Source organism: Acinetobacter sp. YH01024, from assembly GCF_013420195.1.
GTDB classification, from domain to species: Bacteria; Pseudomonadota; Gammaproteobacteria; order Pseudomonadales; family Moraxellaceae; genus Acinetobacter; species Acinetobacter amyesii.
In genome coordinates this window covers 119,455-138,409 of sequence record NZ_VOYQ01000002.1, presented here as the reverse complement: position 1 = coordinate 138,409, position 18,955 = coordinate 119,455, and the positions used below count along the sequence as shown (strand labels likewise).

Genomic DNA, 18,955 nt, shown 5'->3' with positions numbered 1-18,955 from the left:
TGAATCTCCGCTTATGGATACTAAAGTTTTATACGTGACAGCTGTGGTCATTGCTGCAGTAAGCGGTGGTTTTTATTATTTCGGTGGAAAGGGTAATAAGCTTCAGGCGGACTCTTCGAAAAGTATGACTTACTCAGCTGAAAACATTAACCTGACGCAGACTGATGAGCAGGGAAAATTGCATATTCGTGCGCAAGTCGATCGACTTGAGCAGGATTTGCAAAAGCAAACGTCTCATTTGGTCAATCTGAAAGCATCGACCTATCAAGATGGTGCTGTCGATGCCACGTTTTTTGCCAAACAAGCCAATGGTATGGACGATAACCAAAAAGTCGTGCTGAGTGACAATGTGGTTGCAACAAAATTGATGCGTGAAGGGCAAATGGAGTTTCGTACTGAGGAACTAACTGCTTTTCCAAAACAGCGTGAAATAGAAACGGACAAGACTGTAACGGTGATTTCACCACAAGCCGAATTTGTCAGCCAAGGTTTAAAAGCAAATTTAAACGACGGTCAATACGAATTTTTTAATATTCGAGGAAAGTATGAACCATAATTTTAATCGAAAAACTGCAAAAACTTTCCTAAAACGTACAGTGCTACTCGGTTCACTGGCGATATGTTCGGTTGCAGCTTTTGCTTTGCCTTCAGATCGTAATCAACCGATTTCATTGGTTGCCGATCGTGCAACATTTAATGAAAAAACTGGGATTACGACGTATACCGGTAATGTCATCATTGAACAGGGTTCGATGAAGCTTCAGGCAAACTCAATCGTTGCGAATTTAAACAGCAAAAAAGAGATCAGTACGATTACAGCAACGGGTGGGCCAGCACATTTCCAACAAAAAACTGATCCTACCAAAGGCTATGCAAAAGGCCAAGCACAGAAGATTGTCTACAATGCTGAAACAGGTATTATCACCATGACGGGTGGTGCTTTGTTGCAACAAGATGGTGCAAGTATTCGGGGTAATAGCCTGAAATACAGTATGAATAAAGGCGATATCGTTGCTGAAGGTACACCAAATAAATCTGGATCTTCTTCAGGTCGTGTACAAATCGTGATTCCGCCGTCAAGCACTAAGTCCTTCCCAGGAGCACGTGATTAATGGAGCAGACCTCGCAAGTTCAAACTTTATGTATTAAGCATTTAGCCAAAAACTACAGTAAGCGTTGGGTGGTAAAGGATGTGTCCTTTAGCATGCAAAGTGGTCAAATTGTGGGTTTACTTGGTCCAAATGGTGCAGGTAAAACCACAAGCTTCTATATGGTTGTTGGCTTAGTTCGTATGGATAAAGGTGAGATTCATTTAGATGATCTTGATTTGTCTGACTTGGCAATGCATGAGCGCGCACGTAAAGGTATTGGTTATCTACCTCAAGAAGCATCTATTTTTAGAAAATTAACCATTTCTGAAAATATCATGTCGATTTTAGAAACCCGTAAAGATCTAAATAAGCAACAACGTCAGCAACGTTTAACGGAATTGCTTGCTGACTTTAAAATCACACACATCAAAGATTCTCTTGGTATGAGTGTGTCGGGTGGTGAGCGACGCCGTGCGGAAATCGCGCGCGCGTTAGCTGCAGACCCTAAATTTATGTTGCTAGATGAACCTTTTGCAGGGGTCGATCCTATTTCAGTGGGTGATATCAAAGACATTATCCGAACATTGAAAGATCGTGGTATTGGTGTATTAATTACCGACCATAATGTGCGAGAAACCCTTGCGATTTGTGAGCATGCCTATATCGTGAGCGAAGGCTCAGTGATTGCAGAAGGTACTCCAGAAGAAGTCCTTGCAGATGAGACGGTACGTAAAGTTTATCTTGGTGATGATTTTACTGTTTAATTGAATAAAATAAGAAATTTCCCGTTGAGTGGCGCTAGTTTCATTCAGCGGGTTTATGTTATTGTCTGAAATGACAAAAACTGAGCGATTAATCTAAAAAATTAACAAGAATTCAGTATATTTTAAACTAAAAATACGACCTGCAAAAATCATGCGATTACGAAAGATGAATGGTCCAAAAGTTGGGCGTCCGCGTAAAAATAAGTGCAATTTCTTTTGTATATTATTATTACCCTTTTCCATTGGTTCAGTGTATGCAGCAGATACTAGCACTGCACAAAGTACCATTCAAAAGACATTAGATAAGATTTTTTTACCTAATAAGCCTAAACCTTCTGCCGAAAAAATTAACATCACCGAACTCAGTAAATATAATTTAGATACCTCACGTGTCCAAGAAATGCCCGCCGTTGCTTATGGTCGAACGCAACAAGGCAACTATAATCCAAACACAGTAGCGAAGAATCTAAGTTTTATTGATGCGATACATATCGCCGTCCAAAGACGTCCAGAAATCACACAAAGTATTGCTACAGTCGCATCGCAAAACGCTAATATTGACCTAGCGAATGCTGCATATTATCCCCAAATTTCAGGTGGATTGAGCACTGCAGATCTGACTAAAGGCGAGCGTGGACGTCAGTTGGTATCTTTAAATGCGACGCAGATGTTATATGACTTTGGTAAAACCAAAAGTGCTGTCGGTATAGAAGAAGCAAAAATGTTACAAGAGCAGGCCAATGTGCTTGTAAATTTAGATGAAGTTTCTTTTGATGTTGCAAATGCCATTATCAACATTAAACGATATCAAGAAGTTGCTAAAATTGCGCAGCAACAAATTGCCGGTGTGAGTCGGATTGCTGAAATTGCCAACCTACGTGCAACCGCAGGGATCAGTAGTCAAGCAGACCCTATTCAAGCCAAGTCAAATTTAGAAGCTGCGGAATCAAATTTAATCGTGCAAGAAACTCAGCTTCGACAGTACCAACAGCGACTTCGTACCTTGTTAGGTTTTGATGTAAGTCAGATCAATTGGGTGATACCCGATCGGATCTTAACTGCAGCGGCTTTATACGAGGATCCGGACTTCAAGATGATTCCGAGCATGATGCAAGCACAGGCTGGGGTTGAAATTGCCAAATTGCAAAAGCAACAGTCAAAATTAAGTGCTTATCCAACAATAAATGTCAAAGGCAGTCTGAGTCAGGCGGTGAATGGCCGTAATCCAAATAATGATGAAGATGATGGTTTATATAATTCAATCATGTTGGAAGCTACCAGTAATTTTTACCAAGGTGGTGCAATTGCAGCGCAAACACGTGCCGCAAGCTATGCTGAAGAAGCAGCTAAAGCACAAGTGAATACAGTATATTTGGATGTGATTGATCAAGTCCGAATGATTCGAGAACAAATCGAAAATAAAAAGCGTCAAATGTCGATATTGGTGCAGCGTCGTGAAACAACGGTAAGAACCAAAGAACTGTATCAAGAACAATATAAATTAGGAACTCGAACGGTTGTCGATCTACTGAATGCAGAGCAAGCCATACATAGTGCCGCACAAGAAATTGTGACATCACAATATGATATCTACTCAGCACTTGCGCAGTACATCCAAGTGACAGGACGTTCACGAAATATTTATGAACTTAATAATATATCTATTCAGGGGTTTGAAGTTCAGCCATGAGTAATACAATAAATTATCAACCGTGGCTACAAGCGGTTCTGAATATTGCAAAGCATTATCGAATTGAACCCTCTGAAGAACGTATACGGTTGCAGTTGGATTGGGATCAACACAAAAATGCCGATGAACTGGTTGCAGTCATGGCACGCCAAATTGGATTAAGTGTTCGAAAAAATAAATATGACATAAATCTGCTTAATCCATGGCGCTTACCGGTATTGGTTGAGTTTATTAGTGGTGAAGTGGGTGTGGTAGAACGCATCGACGTAGACGGTAATGCCAGTGTCCAATTGAGCGGAGATGAAGGCCTATCTCAAGTCTTCTCTATTGAACGATTGAGCCATGGCGTTCGCAATATTTATATTCTGCGTCCAGAGTCATCTGTACCCGATGCACGTGTTGATGAATACATCAAGCCGTTTGAAAAAAATTGGTTCTGGTCGATTGTTTTAAAAGACTGGAAACGCTACATCGACATTATGTTTGCTTCATTAATGGCGAATATTTTGGCCCTAGCCACTATTTTGTTCTCAATGAACGTGTACGACCGCGTCATTCCATCTCAATCTGTACCGACTTTATGGGTACTTGCCGGTGGGGTGTTAATTGCAGCGATATTTGAGTTTGCACTACGTGTTTCACGAATTTATTTATCGGATATTATTGGTAAACGTGCCGATTTGAAAATTTCCGATCGTGTATTTGGTCATGCATTAAGAATTAAAAATAGTGAACGTTCAAAATCAACAGGTACTTTTATTTCACAGATTCGTGAATTAGAAGGTGTGCGCGAGATGGTCACCTCGACGACTGTTACCGCGATTGCCGATTTACCGTTTTTCTTCCTATTCTTGTTCATCTTCTGGTTAATTGGTGGCAATCTATTTTGGGTCATGCTGTTGGTTGTTCCTTTGATGATTATTCCAGGGATTTTGGCGCAAAAACCATTGGCTAAACTTGCACAAATGGGTATGCGCGAGTCTTCGATTCGTAATGCCTTATTGGTTGAATCTGTGCAAGGCATGGAAGATATCAAATTACTTCGTGCGGAATCACGCTTCCAAAACCAATGGAACCACATGAATGAAGTGTCTGCTGATGTCAGTATGCGTCAACGTAAAATCGTGGGCTTAATGTCGGCATGGACACAAAAAATTCAGGGTCTAACATTTGCAATCGTTGTACTCGTCGGCTGTTTTGCTGTGATGAAAGGTGAAATGACCACAGGTGCATTGGTGGCTTGTTCGATTTTATCCTCTCGAATGTTGGCACCGATTTCTGCACTGGCAGGGGTATTAGGTCGTTTACAACAGGCTAAAGTGGCGAAAGCAGGTCTTGATGAACTCATGAAGAAACCTGTCGATCAACCGGATTATTCTCACCTCATTCATCGACCATCAATCAACGGTCATTATGAACTCAATGGAGTCTTATTTAAGTATGGTGAAGATGATCCACGTCCAAGTCTTTTAATTCCAAAACTGGAAATTAAGGCTGGAGAAAAGATCGCAATTTTAGGCCGTAATGGTGCTGGTAAATCGACGCTTCTTCAGTTGTTATCAGGTATGCAAACGCCTGTACAAGGAAAAGTTAAATTAGATGGAATCGAACTGTCTTTAATAGACCCTGCAGATGTACGTCGTGATATGGGGCTATTGAACCAAAATGCACAGTTATTCTACGGTACGATTCGTGAAAACTTGACCTTGGGTGCTCCGTTGGCGACGGATGAACAATTGATTGAAGTACTGAAAATTACGGGTGCAATTCACTTTGTTCAAGAGAAAAAAGAAGGGCTAGACCATATCATTTTAGAAGGTGGTGTAGGCTTCTCTGGCGGTCAACGCCAAGCCTTGCTGCTTGCACGTTTATTGATTCGTCAACCAAATATTCTATTACTTGATGAACCTACAGCGGCCATTGATGACGTATCTGAGAAGCAGTTGATCGATCATTTAAAAGGTTATTTACAAAATCGAACTATGGTGGTGGCAACACACCGTCGTGCGGTACTTGAGTTGGTTGACCGCATTATTGTGGTGAACGAAGGTAAAATTGTCATGGATGGGCCACGTGATCAAATTCTGAATCAGAATGCTCAGAAAAAAGTAGCTGGGGCTTAAATCATGAGTGAAAATAAACAAGAAATACAACGCTCGACCAAAGTTAGCTTTAAAGAGCCACCATTACCGAAATCGAGTTTAATCATTTGGATTATTACGATTGGTTTGGCAATCCTTTTAGTTTGGGCTTGGTTATTCAAATTAGAGGAAGTCTCTACAGGTACAGGTAAAGTGATTCCATCTTCGAAAGAACAAATTGTTCAGTCGCTTGAAGGGGGGATTTTAACTAAGTTGAATGTGAAGGAAGGTCAAATTGTTGAACAAGGACAAGTTCTTGCGCAACTAGATCCAACACGTTTCGCATCAAATGTTGGTGAAACTGAGTCTTTACTTGTGGCATCTCGTGCAACAGCAGCGCGTTTACGTGCAGAAGTAAACGGTACGCCATTAAGCTTCCCTGAAGATGTTCAAAAAATTCCTGCCTTAGTGAATGAAGAGACTGCTTTATATCGTTCACGTCGTGCAAACTTGGAAGAATCCGTTGCAGGCTTAAAACAAGCTTTGGTATTGGTTCAACAAGAATTGGCCATGACTGAGCCGCTCGTTGCCAAAGGTGCAGCGAGTGAAGTTGAAGTGCTTCGATTAAAACGTTCAGCAAATGACTTACAAAATCAGTTAAATGATGTCCGTAACCAATATTTGGTGAAATCACGGGAAGAATTGTCGAAAGCCAATACTGATATTGAATCACAGCAACAAGTGGTGAAAGGCAAATCGGATACGCTGAGTCGCACCGTGTTTAAATCTCCAGTTCGTGGTGTGGTCAAAGAAATTGATGTGATGACATTGGGCGGTGTGATTCCGCAAAATGGTAAATTGATGACCATTGTACCTTTGGATGAACAACTTTTGGTTGAAGCACGTATTTCACCGCGAGATATTGCTTTTATTCGTCCGGGTCAAGAAGCCTTAGTTAAAATTACGGCTTATGATTATTCGATCTATGGCGGGTTAAAAGGTAAAGTGACCGTCATTTCACCAGATACGCTACGTGATGAAGTGAAACAAGATCAGTTCTATTATCGTGTTTATATCCGTACAGATAGCGATAAATTAAGCAATAAAGAAGGTAAAAGTTTTAGTATCACACCGGGTATGGTGGCAACGGTCGATATCCGCACAGGCTCGAAAACTGTACTTGAATACTTAATTAAGCCATTCAATAAAGCAAAAGAAGCACTTCGCGAACGTTAATAACGCAGTGCCAAGCAAGCCTCCAGTATTGGGGGCTTTTTTGTGGATGTAAGTCTTTCAAAAAACGCTATAATATCCGCTGATAGAGGATCTAAAGACGTTATGCCATTTACACTTGCCGCACAGTTTGAATATGAAGAAGACATAAAAAAAAGTCGTTTTCAAGCCATCGCAGTTTCTGTGGAAAATGAACAAGCCGTTAAAGAATTTCTCGAAGCCAATAAAGATATTTCAACAACACATCAGTGTTGGGCATGGAAAATTGGACATACCGTACGTTTTAATGATGATGGTGAGCCTTCAGGCACAGCAGGTCGGCCCATTCTAGCAACCATAGAAGGGAATGACCTAACCAACGTGTTGGTCTTGGTTAATCGCTGGTATGGTGGAATTAAGCTCGGGACTGGGGGCTTGGTACGTGCCTATGGTGGCTGTGCAGGTCAATGCCTGTTGCAGGCTGAAAAAATTGAACTTATTGAGAAGAAAAAAGTGCAATTTAGTTGTCAGTTTAATGAATGGGCAATTTTCCAATATGAACTCAATCAGCAGCAAATTGAATTTCAGGAAGACTATACAGCGCAGGGCGTAAATGTACTTGCATCATTACAAATTCATCAAATCCAACCGCTACAGTTAAAGATTCAAGATGTAACTCGCGGACGCGAACAACTGCATATCGTCGAGGCTGCTGAAGATGAATGAAATAGATCCATTATTGAAATATCGAGAGCAACATAAGCATCGTCTGAATTATATGCCTTGGTTGTATTGGTCACTCAAACCGAAAAATCGTGGTTGGGCTGAAGCTTGGCAACAGGAATATCAAGACTATCTCAAATCGATGGAAACCGTTGAAATTGGTGAAAACTGTTTTATATCGCCATTGGCTCATATTTTTGCCGAACCAGGACGTAAGATTGTTATTGGAGATAACAGCTTTATTGCGGCGGATTGCACTTTGCATGGCCCAATAGAAATAGGCAATGAAGTGGCGATCAATCATCACTGTATTTTAGATGGTGGGCGAGTGGGCATCAAAATTCACGATCAGGTTCGTATGGCGGCATATTGCCATTTATACGCTTTTGATCATGGAATGGATGTCAATCAACCGATCTATCAGCAGGCTGTACGATCACAAGGGATTGAGATAGAGCGTGATGTTTGGCTAGGTGCGCATGTTGGAATCAAGGATGGCATTCACATTGCTGAGCAGGCTGTAGTCGGCATGAACAGTATGGTGACGAAAAATGTTGAAGCGCGCGCAATAATTGCGGGAAATCCTGCAAAATTCATTCGATATCGCGAATAAATAATCGCCAAATAGGTCATAAATCGTTTTTATGCTTACACAAATGCATGCACAGTGAAACAGAGTTGTGATAAGTTAAAAATAACAAACAACATTTTATAGCCAAGCAATAATAAAACGAGGGCTAATCATGAAACGAGTTATCGCCTGTATCGACTCTTCTCCATGCATTAATGCACTAGCTGATGCTGCTGCTTGGGTTGCTAAACAAACTCACCGCGAGTTGGTTTTACTGCAAATACTTGATTACTATCCGGCAAGTTATCACTTAGGTGAAATCAGTGGCGTGATTGGGTTTGAAAGTAATGCCATGCTCTTAAAAGAACTCGCGGAGTTAGAACAAAAACAAAGTGATTTAGCGTTAGATTATAGTAATAACTTGCTCAAACACATTTCTGAAATGATCCAAGATAAGCATGGGATTCAAACCACCCATATTCAGGAAAAGGGTGACTTCTTAGAGCAAAGTTTTAATATTTTGCAAGATGACGATATTGTTTTAATTGGTCGCGTTGGTGAACGTTCAGCAGAGCGTAATAAGCCGCTGGGTAGTAATGTTGAAAACTTTATTCGTGGTGCAAGTTGTACAGTTATGACCGTAGGACCAACGTTTAAACCACCGACTCGCTTTATTTTTGCCTATGAATATTCGCCTAAATGCGTTGAGTTAATGAAGCGTGTGGCACAAAGTGATCTACTCAAACTCTTACAATGTCATTTGGTTTATGTTGGAGATCACCCACAAATCTTGGATGATCCAAAAAATTATTTAACCAATGCCGGTCTAGATGTGGTGACGGAATACCGTTATGGCGATGTTTCGGAAAATATTCTGGACTATCAACAAGAGCATGGCATTCAGTTAATCGTACTTGGCGCTTTTAGCCACAGTAAAATCCATCAGTTCTTCTTGGGCAGTATCACCACCAGTATTTTCAGAAATTCGAGTGTTCCATTGTTGGTTGTAAAATAAGTTGAGCAAACGAACAGAGTTGATTTAATAGACGGACAATTACGAGTAAATAAATAATAAGTTGTTGATTTAAAAATAATCAGAGTTATCCTCAAAAATTGTGGATAACTCTGTGTGTAGTATTTGTAGGTAATTGTTTTTAAAATAAAATATTGTATTGATTATTTTTTATACCTTTATTCGACGTGGCTAAAAAACACCTCGATTTAGATTATTTAACGATTGCAATCGCAAAACCATCATGACCTTTACAACCTACAGTTTGAAGTGCCGTGCAGGATAAAATTTTCGGATGATTTTGCATAGCTTTGAACATATCTCGGATACCTTCAATGCTTGGTTTATGGTTTTCAGCATTCAGAATCTCACCTGCACGAATCACATTGTCTAAAACAATCACTGTACCTGAATGAGATAAATTTAAGCTTAATTCTAAATATTCAGGGTAGCTCTGTTTGTCTGCATCGACAAAAATAAAGTCAAAAGCTTCGGTATCTTCAGGAAGGGCACGTAAAATATCTGCCGCACGACCACATTTCAGTTCAATCGTTTGTGCAAGCTTTGCATTATCAATATTTTCTTGACCGAGGGCCGCGTGTGTATCACGACCTTCAATAGTCAGAATGTAACCATCATCAGGTAAGGCACGTGCTAACCACATGGTGCTGTAGGCTGCAAAAGTTCCAAGTTCTAAAACGCGTTTACACTTGTTCATTTGGATTAACATTTGTAGCAGCATGCCTTGATTGGCCGCTACAGCAAGATGATCTGGGAAGCCACGTTCATCCGTATGTTGAAGTGTTTGGGTCAATATTGGATCTTCAGGAATTAAATGTGAATCGATGTAAGCATCAATGTCTGTCCACATTTGTTGCATGTTGTCGCACCTCGTGATTGATGCAAGCATTTTAAACCTTTCCACTAACATCGCAATTTATTGTTCTGTATTTGCATATTTTATGCACAAAAAAGACCTCCGAAGAGGTCTTGATATGACGATGTAATGTTTTAGTAATTACACATTGATGAGCGGCTTGAGTGATCAGGCCCCCAAGTACGGTAGCCTTGAGTATCAATATGAATTTGTCCGCTGGCATATAAACCAAGACCCATATTGAGACTTTGCCCATGTTGTGACCAAAACTGGCATAAACGGAACTTGGTGTTTTCAATATAACTATAGTCTTCGGGCTGCGGGTACGCAGGTCCAATACGGAAATCAATCGCAGAGTTGTATAAGTGACGAGATGAACTTGCACCACCGGCACACTGGTTCAAAGGCAAATCACGATAAACCGATGTCACTTCAAAGTCCGTTAAGATATTGGCAGCTACTAAATATTTAAAGACACGTAAGGTTGCAATTTGGTTTTGCCATAATTCACGGTTAGGTACCATATATTCTGAGCGACCACATTTTTGCCAGTCACGTGCAGTACGCATCAACTCAAATGATGGAATGATATTGCCTACACCATTTTTCTCTAAAAAGACTTCATAGTCTCGAACGCGACGTAAATTATCGACAGACGCGACCCACGAATTGTAGGCATAAGGCACCACTTTAGGCGGGGCTTGTCTGATGGTCGTCACTTTTTCTTGAGGTATGTAAATACGTTTACCGTCGGGAGTTGTAATAGTGTGACCTTGTTTTTGTGGTGTAGTTGTACAACCAATGAAAACAAGAGGGAATATTGCAACGGACAATAATCCCTTGAGTAAATGCTTCATTATAGAAATCAATTATTTATAAACTCGTTCTATTTTAATCCAATTTGATTGAGAAAATTTGAATAATTTGCAATGAAATGTGTGCTTTAAGTATAAAAAAAGATCAGCATGTGCTGATCTTTTCATGAAAGCGTAAAATTACTTTTCAAGATATTGTAATTTATCAGCTTTACCGTTCCATTCTTCACGGTCGGCAGGTTGATCACCAATTTGAGTGATGTTCGGCCATTTTTGAGAAAGTTCAGTATTAAGTTCGATAAATACTTCTTGACCTTCAGGTAACTCATCTTCAGAGAAAATCGCGTTAGCTGGACACTCAGGTTCACATAGCGCACAGTCGATACATTCATCTGGATTAATAACAAGGAAGTTTGGACCTTCATAGAAACAGTCAACAGGGCAAACTTCTACGCAGTCTTGATATTTACATTTAATACAGTTTTCAGTGACAACAAAGGTCATGGCGACAGCTACCTAAAAAATATGGTTCTAATAAACTAATGGTGTATTTTAGGCAAAAAATAGGGTAACTAACAATTCCTTTTATTGATAATTATTATATGCAGTGCTGTTAAAATCACTAAAAACTGAACAATTTATGTAAATTTCACAATGAATGAGAATCATACTCAAAAACTAATTAAATTACATCTGTTTATCGAACAATATTTTTATGTGCATTTTAAGCATGAAACATTTTAGAACATTAATTTTTTATCAATTTATTGCTGAATAGCCGCAGTAATAGATAGCAAACATTCACTAATTTACGCGTTTGAATGGTGTCAATGCAAAGAACACCTTCATTGGTGTTCTTTGCATATCTCATCTATCGCTTCTGCTCAATTTAGATCTTAAGTAAATCCTTTAAAGCGTAAAGCTGTTGTAATGCTTCACGTGGACTTAAGTTATCGATATCAATATCTGCTAAGGCATCAAGTACGGGCGATGTTTTTTCAACTTCAACTACGCGTTCAATGACTTCAGGCTCTGCGAGTGCCGAGAATAGATCGGTTTGTACAGCAGTATTGAGTTGCTGTTTTTGCTGAGTTTCTAAAATACGAAGTCGATTTTGCGCTTCTTTGATCACTGCTGCGGGAATACCCGCAAGCTTTGCCACCTGTAGACCATGACTTTGACTCGCCGGGCCTTGTTGGACTTTATGTAGTAGGATCAAGTTGCCATTTAGCTCACGGGCAGTGACATGATAGTTATCGATATTAGCGTCTTTGCCTAATTCAGTGAGCTCAAAATAATGCGTTGCAAATAGGCATAAACATTTAATGCGACGCGTGAGATCGAGCACACATGCCCACGCCAAAGATAAGCCATCATAGGTACTCGTACCACGTCCGACTTCATCCATCAGTACCAGTGATTGATTGGTCGCATGATGTAGAATCTGTGAGGTTTCAGTCATTTCCACCATGAAGGTTGATTTACCAGTAGACAAGTCGTCTGCAGATCCTATACGGGTAAATATCCGATCGATCGGCCCTAAAATGGCAGATTGGGCAGGGACAAAGCTACCACAGTAGGCCAATAAGCTGATTAAGGCAGTTTGGCGCATAAAGGTCGATTTACCGCCCATATTTGGCCCTGTGATAATCGCCATGCGGTGATTAAAGTCCAAACTGGTATCATTTGGGGTAAATGCCGATTTGCTCAGAGATTCCACAACAGGGTGACGTCCAGCTTTGATTTTAATACCAACTTCAGGGCTATATTCAGGACGTGACCAATTGCGTAATCGAGCTTGATGGGCAAAATTGGCCAATAAATCAATTTGCGCTATAGCGGCACTCATCATTTGTAAGTTGCCAATATCTGCACGTAACTCATCAAGTAATAGCTCAAAGAGCATTTTTTCGCGCGCTAATGCACGTGACTCACTCGAAAGCACCTTATCTTCAAAAGATTTCAACTCAGGGGTAATGTAGCGTTCCGCATTTTTTAGGGTTTGGCGGCGAATATAATGATCAGGTGCTTGCTCAGCCTGCGCTCGAGTGAGTTCAATATAGTAGCCACTGACACGGTTATAGCCAATTTTTAAGGTTGAAATTCCGGTTTGTTCACGCTCTTTGATTTCGAGATCAATGAGGAATTGTCCTGCATGGTCACGAATTTTACGCAGTTCATCAAGTTCAGTGTCGAAACCCTCGGCAATCACATTACCATCACGTAAAAGCACTGGCGGGTTTTCTACGATGGCAGACATGAGACGCTCATGTAAGCCGTGAAAATCACCCATTTCATCATTTAACTGAGCGATCAGCTTAGATTGGTGTGACTGAATGATCGGTTCAAGTGCATGTCGAAGATAGGGAATTTGTGCACAAGTTTGACGTAACTGAACTAGGTCTCGTGGTCGAGCACTGCCGAGAGCTACACGAGATAGCACACGTTCAATATCACCAATTTCTTTGAGAACTAAGCGTATCGGAGACTCATGATAGCCTTGCAGCATCGCTTGTGATGCATCTAAACGTGCATCCAATAAAGCGGTATCTCGTAAAGGCTGCATTAAGGTACGACTTAATAGACGGCCACCCATCGCAGTTTGGCAATCATTGATCAGTTGGAACAGGGAAGTGCCATGTTCAAATAAAGGATCAATCAGTTCTAAGTTACGACGAGTGACGGGGTCGAGCGCCACGAAATCACTACTTTGTTCAAGTTGAATGCTGCGGATATGTGGTAAAGCAGTTTTTTGAGTGACTTTTGCATAGTGAATCAAAGCCGCAGCGGCAGCTTTCGCCAAAGGTAAATGGTCAATACCAAAACCTGAAAGTGTGGCTACTGCAAATTGGTCACACAGCGTTTTTTGCGCGTTATTTAAATTGAAGTCGACATTTGGACGCTTGGTAACAGGGCAGTCTAATTGACGTTTAATTTGCTCGACAATATTCGGGTCAATGAGATCTTCATCAATCAAAATTTCGCTCGGCATTAAACGAGAAAGTTCGATTGCCAATTGTTCCAGCTGATAGTCCATTTGCTGAACTTTGAAAATACCTGCACTGAGGTCCAGTAAAGCAATCCCGATCTGATTTTGTTGTAAGCAGATTGCGACTAAATTTGAACTTTGATGAGAGGCAATCAGTGCATCGTCCGTTAATGTCCCCGGGGTAATGATACGGACAATACCGCGCTCAACTGGCCCTTTGCCTGTCACCTCACCAATTTGCTCGCAGATCACCACTGTTTCACCTTTTTTTACAAGGCGGGCTAGATAGCCTTCAGCCGCATGGTAGGGGACGCCAGCCATAGGAATAGGCTCACCATTGGCTTTACCACGATGTGTCAGTGTAATTCCTAAGAGTTTTGCTGCTTTATGCGCATCTTCAAAAAAGAGCTCATAAAAATCACCCATCCGATAAAACATCAGTGAATGCGGATTTTGCATTTTGACTGACATGTACTGTTGCATCATCGGGGTCAGGGTTGAAAGGTCAACTTTGGAATTATCAGCTTGCATGAAACGAAATACCTTAAAATAAAAATTTGTGCGCTGCTAAACGAAAAACACTGTTTTGATGAAAATTGGATTTAGAAAAAGTCCTTATATTTATTTTGTCTCTTCATTCAAAACCACAGGTGTACGTTAACAAATCGTGTTGCTGATTCTAGCAAAAAAAGTGGTAGGAAAATGCCAGAAAAGGTTTGTCTGCATGTAAAAAAAGCAGTCAAAATATTATTTATAAACGCTAAAAAGTCTGTGTGTAAATTCAACAATGGATACATTTACAAAGCGATAAACTGACTCAAACATCAAGCTGCGCTTCAGCCTGAGCTAATCGATATTGGTTGCGACAGCTACCTTTTGCAAGGTAAAGTGCACGATCGGCAGCCTATATAAATTTCTGAATTTGATAAGATTTGGATGGAATGATCGTTTCCGTACCGATGCTAATCTTCACAAATTTAGACATATGGCTGGCTGGATGTGGAAGTTCGAGTGATTAAATTCTGCGTAATAAATCGGCTGCCAAAGGTTCAATTTTCAGCTTCAGTTAACACCCTAAAGAGGAGTAAAAACTCTTCGCTGCCATAGTGTGCAGCTAACTCACCATTTCGATTAGTGATTTGAGACAAAACCTCTGCAATTTGGGTCAGGCAGATGTCACCCGCCTGATGACCTAAATGATCATTTTAATTTTCAAAAATTCGATATCGATCACTATGATGCTTAAAGGCTGTTGATGGCGTAGGGCATAATGCCATAGCTGTTCTAAAGCTCCTTATAACGGACAACGGTTTGCTAGCCCAGTCAGTGGTCATGTTCTACCAACCCGCAACCATGGCAATATAAAAACGCATACCAACAAAGGCATAGATGATGACCAAGGCATACTTCATGGCTGCATGTAATAGCGCATCATTGTGATCATTACCAATCACAGTAAAGATGATAAATATGATTGCAACAGCGCACATCGAGCCTAGACAAGTATAAACATTAAAATAAGGGGTTAATGCGGAAAAAAAGAAAAATCCCATGCAATCAGAATGATAAACACTACCCAAATATACAAAGGAATCTACAAAACTGCGTTATGGAATCACTTGATAAATCCCCGAACATAACAGGGCATACAGGAGAAAAATAATGATCCCGCGAAAACGAAATTCTTTCGCCGCTTCATCACGGTAGAGCGGCTGATAAATGGATTCTAAATTTGGCGTAAAATAAACTTTATTTAATCTATTTTTGATTAAACTCTCTATTTCATCCCGATGAAGTAACTTTGAGCCTTTTAATTTCATAATTCGATATGCTCATAAAAAATTTAGGATATGTGCACAACTTTTTTGTCTATATTTAACCCGTATTTATCTCTAATATAAGATTTGTATAAAATTTAACAAGTGATTTTGAGTTTTAAAATGATTAAAAAATAAAGGCTTATATAATAATTATGTGAATAATGGCATATTCAAGTAAATGCAGAAATGAAAAAAACCGATCCTGAGATCGGTTTTAAAATATGTAGATCGAATTAAATGTTGTATTGCATTATGGTTTATAGAGGCCAAGTTCAATCAAATGCAGTCGTAGTATACGGCGCAGTTCAAGTACAGCTTCTGGGGTTTCTTGAATCGAATGACCACCTTTAATGATCTTTTCTGAAACAGCACCCTCTAAATGCGCACTGGTGTATGGCACGACATCATCCGAGATTACATTTTTATCTTGGCTATTGGTGTTATTTCCCATAATTGAATGAAACTTCAAACCTTTACGTGGCTGAATATCTTCAGTGAGCGCAATAAATTTGGATTGGTGGCTTAAGTCACTTGGTCCATTTTGGATTAAGCCGTGGTCGATTTCACGGAATAAATCTTTCAGGTCTTCTTCCTGAGTTAACACATCACCCATGGCTGATAAGAAAGCGCCCGGAAGTTTAATGATTTTTCGAGCAGCTTTGGTAAACCAACGATCTGCGTATTCAGTACCACGATGCGGTGCAGCCAAGAAAATCGCACGGCTGAAATTTGGAATATCGTCAATTACCATACGCTGCTTCACGACTGGAATATTGCGGTACTGATTTAATTGACGTGAGTTCATCATTTTCAAAGCAGATTGTGTGGTATCGGCTTGGCTAACCAGTAGTCGTGCAATAATTCCGCCCATACTATGACCAACTAAAACCGCATCTTTTTTAGCTGCAGCATTGGCGTCGACTTTATTAAAAGTTTGAGTCAATATGGAATAAATTTGGAAGCGGCTTTCAATAATCGGCATGTTGGTTGAGTAGAACACTTGCCACACTTGATAGTGCTCACGTAGCACTGAATCGCCCATAATATCGTTGGTGAGACGAATCCATGCTTCAGGGCTACTAGCAAGACCATGTACCAAAACGATGACTTTTTTGTCAGGATTATATGGTTCAAGCATGTATAAATGTGGCATCGTGAGTTTTTCATCACGGTCAATCAGGGATAAATACGCTGCCTTGCCCAAGTTGTTTTGTGCTAACCAAAGACCATAAGGTGCAGAAAAATTGGCTGCAAGGGCATAGTTTTTATTGGCAATATTGACCTGTTCATATTTGTACGGGTCGTAAGCCTTAATTTGAAACTCATGCTGATTTAAAATTTGATCAACTGAAGTTGTGGTGCTTACAGGTTCCGCTGTTAAGGTTGCAGCTAAATAGCGCGCTTGATGGATATTAGGGTTTGAACCAGACGGATATTTAAAATCTATTGGGTTGATAATGTATTTGGCTTTGCCTGTTTCAACTGTATGTTCTTCGGGTAAAACCACAAGGAATTCGGAACCAAAACCATCTCGGCGGGTAATTGAACGTAAACCTGAGAAGTTGAGGTTATAGGTTGACATCAATTGTTCAATTTTACGATTTTTGAGTTCTGGGTAATGGCTGAAGTCAATATGATAGGTGGTTTGTCCGACTTTGATCTGTTGGGTGACTTCTTGCGGTTTATAACGTAGTGCATAGCTGCTAACCAGTTTAGCAATCCCTTGATTATAGAAATCTCGGATTTGAACTTGGCGGTTATCAAAAATACGGTCAGCAGGCGCACGTTTGGTTTTAAACATATAGGCATAGCTATAGCGAATACTTTTATCCAGTAGCGTCAGCTGTTGATCTAAACATTTGTTATAAGTGTCTTGTTCAATTTTTTGTTTTTCTTCTGATTTGTGGCTACTCAGTAAACCTAATTTACAGGCAGAAGAAGACTCATATTCAATGGCTTTTGCTAAATATAATTCACTTGCCGTAGACAGTAACTGTTCGTCTTGAATTTGTGGGATTTGTTGTAGTTCATCAACACAGGCTTTCGGGTCTTCTATACACGCTTTGGCTTCACGACCTGTCATCGACAAGACATTTAAACTGGCTTCGCTGAGTTTGTTTCGAGAAATAATACTTTCACGTTCATTGGCAATAGAAACGTTGAGTTTTTGGTTTTTGACACTGACGACCTGACATCCACTCAGGACGCTGGTACTCATGATTCCAAGGAGCAGTATTGTTTTAGTATTTAGCTGCATAAAGGGGTCGCACATTGGGTTAAATATTTTCAAATCATACGATAATTGTCAGGATTTTCAATTCGCCATAAATGAAAAAAGACCGTTAAAACGGTCTTTTTTCAAAAGTATTTTCTAAATCGTTACAATTAAGACGCAGCTTTAGGCGGATTTAAAACTTGCCAAACATTCCAACGGCCTTGCTTTTCAATTTCTTGAATTAAGCGGTCAGCGACTTCGCCTTCTTGTGGGTATTTCACTTTGTAGTTCTTTAAGACCTGAATCGCGTTCTTTTTTTGTTCCATCGCAATATAGTTATTTGCTGCAGAAAGATAGGCTTCTTGAACACCTGCTTTCATCGCTTTGTCTAAGTATGGAATCGCTTCACGTTGACCACCACCTTCAGATAAACCAAAACCGAACCAGAAGTTTGCTTCAGCATCATCTTGGTTGATTTTTAAAATACGTTGTGCGTAAGTTAATGATTTAGTTGTGTACACAGAACCTAAGTCGAGGTTACGTGCCATCACACTGGCTTTAAATGCACGAACTAAAATATCAAAAGAAGCATTGTCTTTAGACGCAAGCGTATCTAATTTTTGCGTCACTTCTTTAAGTTTAAGCTCAAACCCTTTGCGTTCTTGGCGTTGAACAAAACGTGGTGGATAGTGACGTGCTTTACCTTCAACAAGCTGTAAGAAATCATCAATTTCAGTAATGTCGATTTCATTGTCACCTGCTAAAGCAGCAAATTTCATCGAACGTTCTTTGCTGTCAACAGTGGGGATAATCAGGCGGTTTTCTTCAAGAGTTAATTGCTTAGATGGGTCGGTTGGGCTAGTTACCACCATCTTAGTCACAGGCTGTGCTGCAGCTTTTTGTAAATTTAATTCAAAAGGAGGTGGTGCATCGTAGTTAAATGGGTTGAGTGCGTAGAAAGGTGGAGTCAGTTCAGGCTCTACAAAAATCATGGCATCTTTAGGAGCATTATTTTTAGTTGGGGCGCTTCCACAAGCGGCAAGGGTTAAAGCAATACAAGCAACTGCCAAGGGCTTAAGCGTCATATGATTCATC

At 40.2% G+C, this 18,955-nt stretch carries 18 protein-coding genes; 9 read left to right on the top strand and 9 right to left on the bottom strand.

Going from position 1 to position 18,955, the window contains the following annotated elements:
• The first annotated feature begins 13 nt into the window (after positions 1-13).
• From lptC to FTT88_RS01880, 9 genes are all read left to right on the top strand, one after another.
• Complete coding sequence (gene lptC, locus FTT88_RS01920; protein ID WP_078188761.1) at positions 14-556, top strand: LPS export ABC transporter periplasmic protein LptC; 543 nt, start codon at positions 14-16, stop codon at positions 554-556.
• Positions 546-1,112, top strand: a complete 567-nt coding sequence (gene lptA / locus FTT88_RS01915; RefSeq protein ID WP_180003844.1) for a lipopolysaccharide transport periplasmic protein LptA — start codon at positions 546-548, stop codon at positions 1,110-1,112. The genes lptC and lptA overlap by 11 nt, the downstream gene beginning before the upstream one ends.
• Positions 1,112-1,855, top strand: a complete 744-nt coding sequence (gene lptB / locus FTT88_RS01910; RefSeq protein ID WP_078188759.1) for an LPS export ABC transporter ATP-binding protein — start codon at positions 1,112-1,114, stop codon at positions 1,853-1,855. Before lptA ends, lptB begins: the two co-directional genes overlap by 1 nt.
• Positions 1,856-2,021: 166 nt before the next feature.
• Positions 2,022-3,545: a TolC family protein gene (locus tag FTT88_RS01905; protein ID WP_180003893.1), complete on the top strand. Its 1,524-nt coding sequence runs from the start codon at positions 2,022-2,024 to the stop codon at positions 3,543-3,545.
• On the top strand, positions 3,542-5,668 hold the full coding sequence (locus FTT88_RS01900) for a type I secretion system permease/ATPase (protein WP_180003846.1): 2,127 nt from the start codon (positions 3,542-3,544) through the stop codon (positions 5,666-5,668). Before FTT88_RS01905 ends, FTT88_RS01900 begins: the two co-directional genes overlap by 4 nt.
• 3 nt (positions 5,669-5,671) lie before the next feature.
• Positions 5,672-6,862 (top strand): HlyD family type I secretion periplasmic adaptor subunit, encoded by a 1,191-nt coding sequence (locus tag FTT88_RS01895; RefSeq protein ID WP_180003848.1) that lies wholly within the window; start codon positions 5,672-5,674, stop codon positions 6,860-6,862.
• A 102-nt stretch (positions 6,863-6,964) separates the two neighbouring features.
• Entirely contained in the window at positions 6,965-7,564 is a 600-nt protein-coding gene (locus tag FTT88_RS01890; protein ID WP_180003849.1) for a YigZ family protein, read from the top strand.
• Positions 7,557-8,174, top strand: a complete 618-nt coding sequence (locus FTT88_RS01885; protein WP_180003851.1) for a DapH/DapD/GlmU-related protein — start codon at positions 7,557-7,559, stop codon at positions 8,172-8,174. The genes FTT88_RS01890 and FTT88_RS01885 overlap by 8 nt, the downstream gene beginning before the upstream one ends.
• Positions 8,175-8,304: 130 nt before the next feature.
• Positions 8,305-9,147: a universal stress protein gene (locus FTT88_RS01880; RefSeq protein WP_078193559.1), complete on the top strand. Its 843-nt coding sequence runs from the start codon at positions 8,305-8,307 to the stop codon at positions 9,145-9,147.
• A 211-nt stretch (positions 9,148-9,358) separates the two neighbouring features.
• On the opposite strand, the gene FTT88_RS01875 is transcribed toward FTT88_RS01880, so the two are convergent.
• The 9 genes from FTT88_RS01875 to FTT88_RS01845 all read right to left on the bottom strand — a co-directional run bounded on the left by FTT88_RS01875 (position 9,359) and on the right by FTT88_RS01845 (position 18,945).
• Positions 9,359-10,024 carry an O-methyltransferase gene (locus FTT88_RS01875; RefSeq protein ID WP_078188752.1) on the bottom strand — a complete coding sequence of 222 codons (666 nt, stop codon included), beginning with the start codon at positions 10,022-10,024 and terminating at the stop codon, positions 9,359-9,361.
• A 131-nt stretch (positions 10,025-10,155) separates the two neighbouring features.
• A complete protein-coding gene (locus FTT88_RS01870) occupies positions 10,156-10,878 on the bottom strand; it encodes a D-Ala-D-Ala carboxypeptidase family metallohydrolase (protein ID WP_078188751.1) in 723 nt (240 codons plus the stop codon).
• 138 nt (positions 10,879-11,016) lie between these two features.
• On the bottom strand, positions 11,017-11,340 hold the full coding sequence (gene fdxA / locus FTT88_RS01865; protein WP_004651686.1) for a ferredoxin FdxA: 324 nt from the start codon (positions 11,338-11,340) through the stop codon (positions 11,017-11,019).
• Positions 11,341-11,725: 385 nt separating this feature from the next.
• Positions 11,726-14,356 (bottom strand): DNA mismatch repair protein MutS, encoded by a 2,631-nt coding sequence (gene mutS, locus FTT88_RS01860; RefSeq protein ID WP_180003853.1) that lies wholly within the window; start codon positions 14,354-14,356, stop codon positions 11,726-11,728.
• Positions 14,357-14,874: 518 nt separating this feature from the next.
• Positions 14,875-14,973 carry a hypothetical protein gene (locus FTT88_RS17240; RefSeq protein WP_257222568.1) on the bottom strand — a complete coding sequence of 33 codons (99 nt, stop codon included), beginning with the start codon at positions 14,971-14,973 and terminating at the stop codon, positions 14,875-14,877.
• Between the two features lie 189 nt (positions 14,974-15,162).
• Positions 15,163-15,315 (bottom strand): hypothetical protein, encoded by a 153-nt coding sequence (locus FTT88_RS17235; RefSeq protein ID WP_257222567.1) that lies wholly within the window; start codon positions 15,313-15,315, stop codon positions 15,163-15,165.
• Positions 15,316-15,432: 117 nt separating this feature from the next.
• Positions 15,433-15,645 (bottom strand): hypothetical protein, encoded by a 213-nt coding sequence (locus tag FTT88_RS17230; RefSeq protein ID WP_257222565.1) that lies wholly within the window; start codon positions 15,643-15,645, stop codon positions 15,433-15,435.
• 250 nt (positions 15,646-15,895) lie between these two features.
• Positions 15,896-17,863 carry an esterase/lipase family protein gene (locus tag FTT88_RS01850; RefSeq protein WP_373683043.1) on the bottom strand — a complete coding sequence of 656 codons (1,968 nt, stop codon included), beginning with the start codon at positions 17,861-17,863 and terminating at the stop codon, positions 15,896-15,898.
• Between the two features lie 167 nt (positions 17,864-18,030).
• Positions 18,031-18,945, bottom strand: a complete 915-nt coding sequence (locus FTT88_RS01845) for an ABUW_2363 family tetratricopeptide repeat lipoprotein (RefSeq protein WP_180003856.1) — start codon at positions 18,943-18,945, stop codon at positions 18,031-18,033.
• Between the last annotated feature and the right edge of the window lie 10 nt (positions 18,946-18,955).

Excerpts from the sequence above, each read along its gene's own strand:
- lptC (WP_078188761.1), top strand. The coding sequence starts at position 14 with ATGGATACTAAAGTTTTATACGTGACAGCTGTGGTCATTGCTGCAGTA.
- lptA (WP_180003844.1), top strand. The coding sequence starts at position 546 with ATGAACCATAATTTTAATCGAAAAACTGCAAAAACTTTCCTAAAACGT.
- lptB (WP_078188759.1), top strand. The coding sequence starts at position 1,112 with ATGGAGCAGACCTCGCAAGTTCAAACTTTATGTATTAAGCATTTAGCC.
- FTT88_RS01905 (WP_180003893.1), top strand. The coding sequence starts at position 2,022 with ATGAATGGTCCAAAAGTTGGGCGTCCGCGTAAAAATAAGTGCAATTTC.
- FTT88_RS01900 (WP_180003846.1), top strand. The coding sequence starts at position 3,542 with ATGAGTAATACAATAAATTATCAACCGTGGCTACAAGCGGTTCTGAAT.
- FTT88_RS01895 (WP_180003848.1), top strand. The coding sequence starts at position 5,672 with ATGAGTGAAAATAAACAAGAAATACAACGCTCGACCAAAGTTAGCTTT.
- FTT88_RS01890 (WP_180003849.1), top strand. The coding sequence starts at position 6,965 with ATGCCATTTACACTTGCCGCACAGTTTGAATATGAAGAAGACATAAAA.
- FTT88_RS01885 (WP_180003851.1), top strand. The coding sequence starts at position 7,557 with ATGAATGAAATAGATCCATTATTGAAATATCGAGAGCAACATAAGCAT.
- FTT88_RS01880 (WP_078193559.1), top strand. The coding sequence starts at position 8,305 with ATGAAACGAGTTATCGCCTGTATCGACTCTTCTCCATGCATTAATGCA.
- FTT88_RS01875 (WP_078188752.1), bottom strand. The coding sequence starts at position 10,024 with ATGCAACAAATGTGGACAGACATTGATGCTTACATCGATTCACATTTA.
- FTT88_RS01870 (WP_078188751.1), bottom strand. The coding sequence starts at position 10,878 with ATGAAGCATTTACTCAAGGGATTATTGTCCGTTGCAATATTCCCTCTT.
- fdxA (WP_004651686.1), bottom strand. The coding sequence starts at position 11,340 with ATGACCTTTGTTGTCACTGAAAACTGTATTAAATGTAAATATCAAGAC.
- mutS (WP_180003853.1), bottom strand. The coding sequence starts at position 14,356 with ATGCAAGCTGATAATTCCAAAGTTGACCTTTCAACCCTGACCCCGATG.
- FTT88_RS17235 (WP_257222567.1), bottom strand. The coding sequence starts at position 15,315 with ATGTGCGCTGTTGCAATCATATTTATCATCTTTACTGTGATTGGTAAT.
- FTT88_RS17230 (WP_257222565.1), bottom strand. The coding sequence starts at position 15,645 with ATGAAATTAAAAGGCTCAAAGTTACTTCATCGGGATGAAATAGAGAGT.
- FTT88_RS01850 (WP_373683043.1), bottom strand. The coding sequence starts at position 17,863 with ATGAGTACCAGCGTCCTGAGTGGATGTCAGGTCGTCAGTGTCAAAAAC.
- FTT88_RS01845 (WP_180003856.1), bottom strand. The coding sequence starts at position 18,945 with ATGACGCTTAAGCCCTTGGCAGTTGCTTGTATTGCTTTAACCCTTGCC.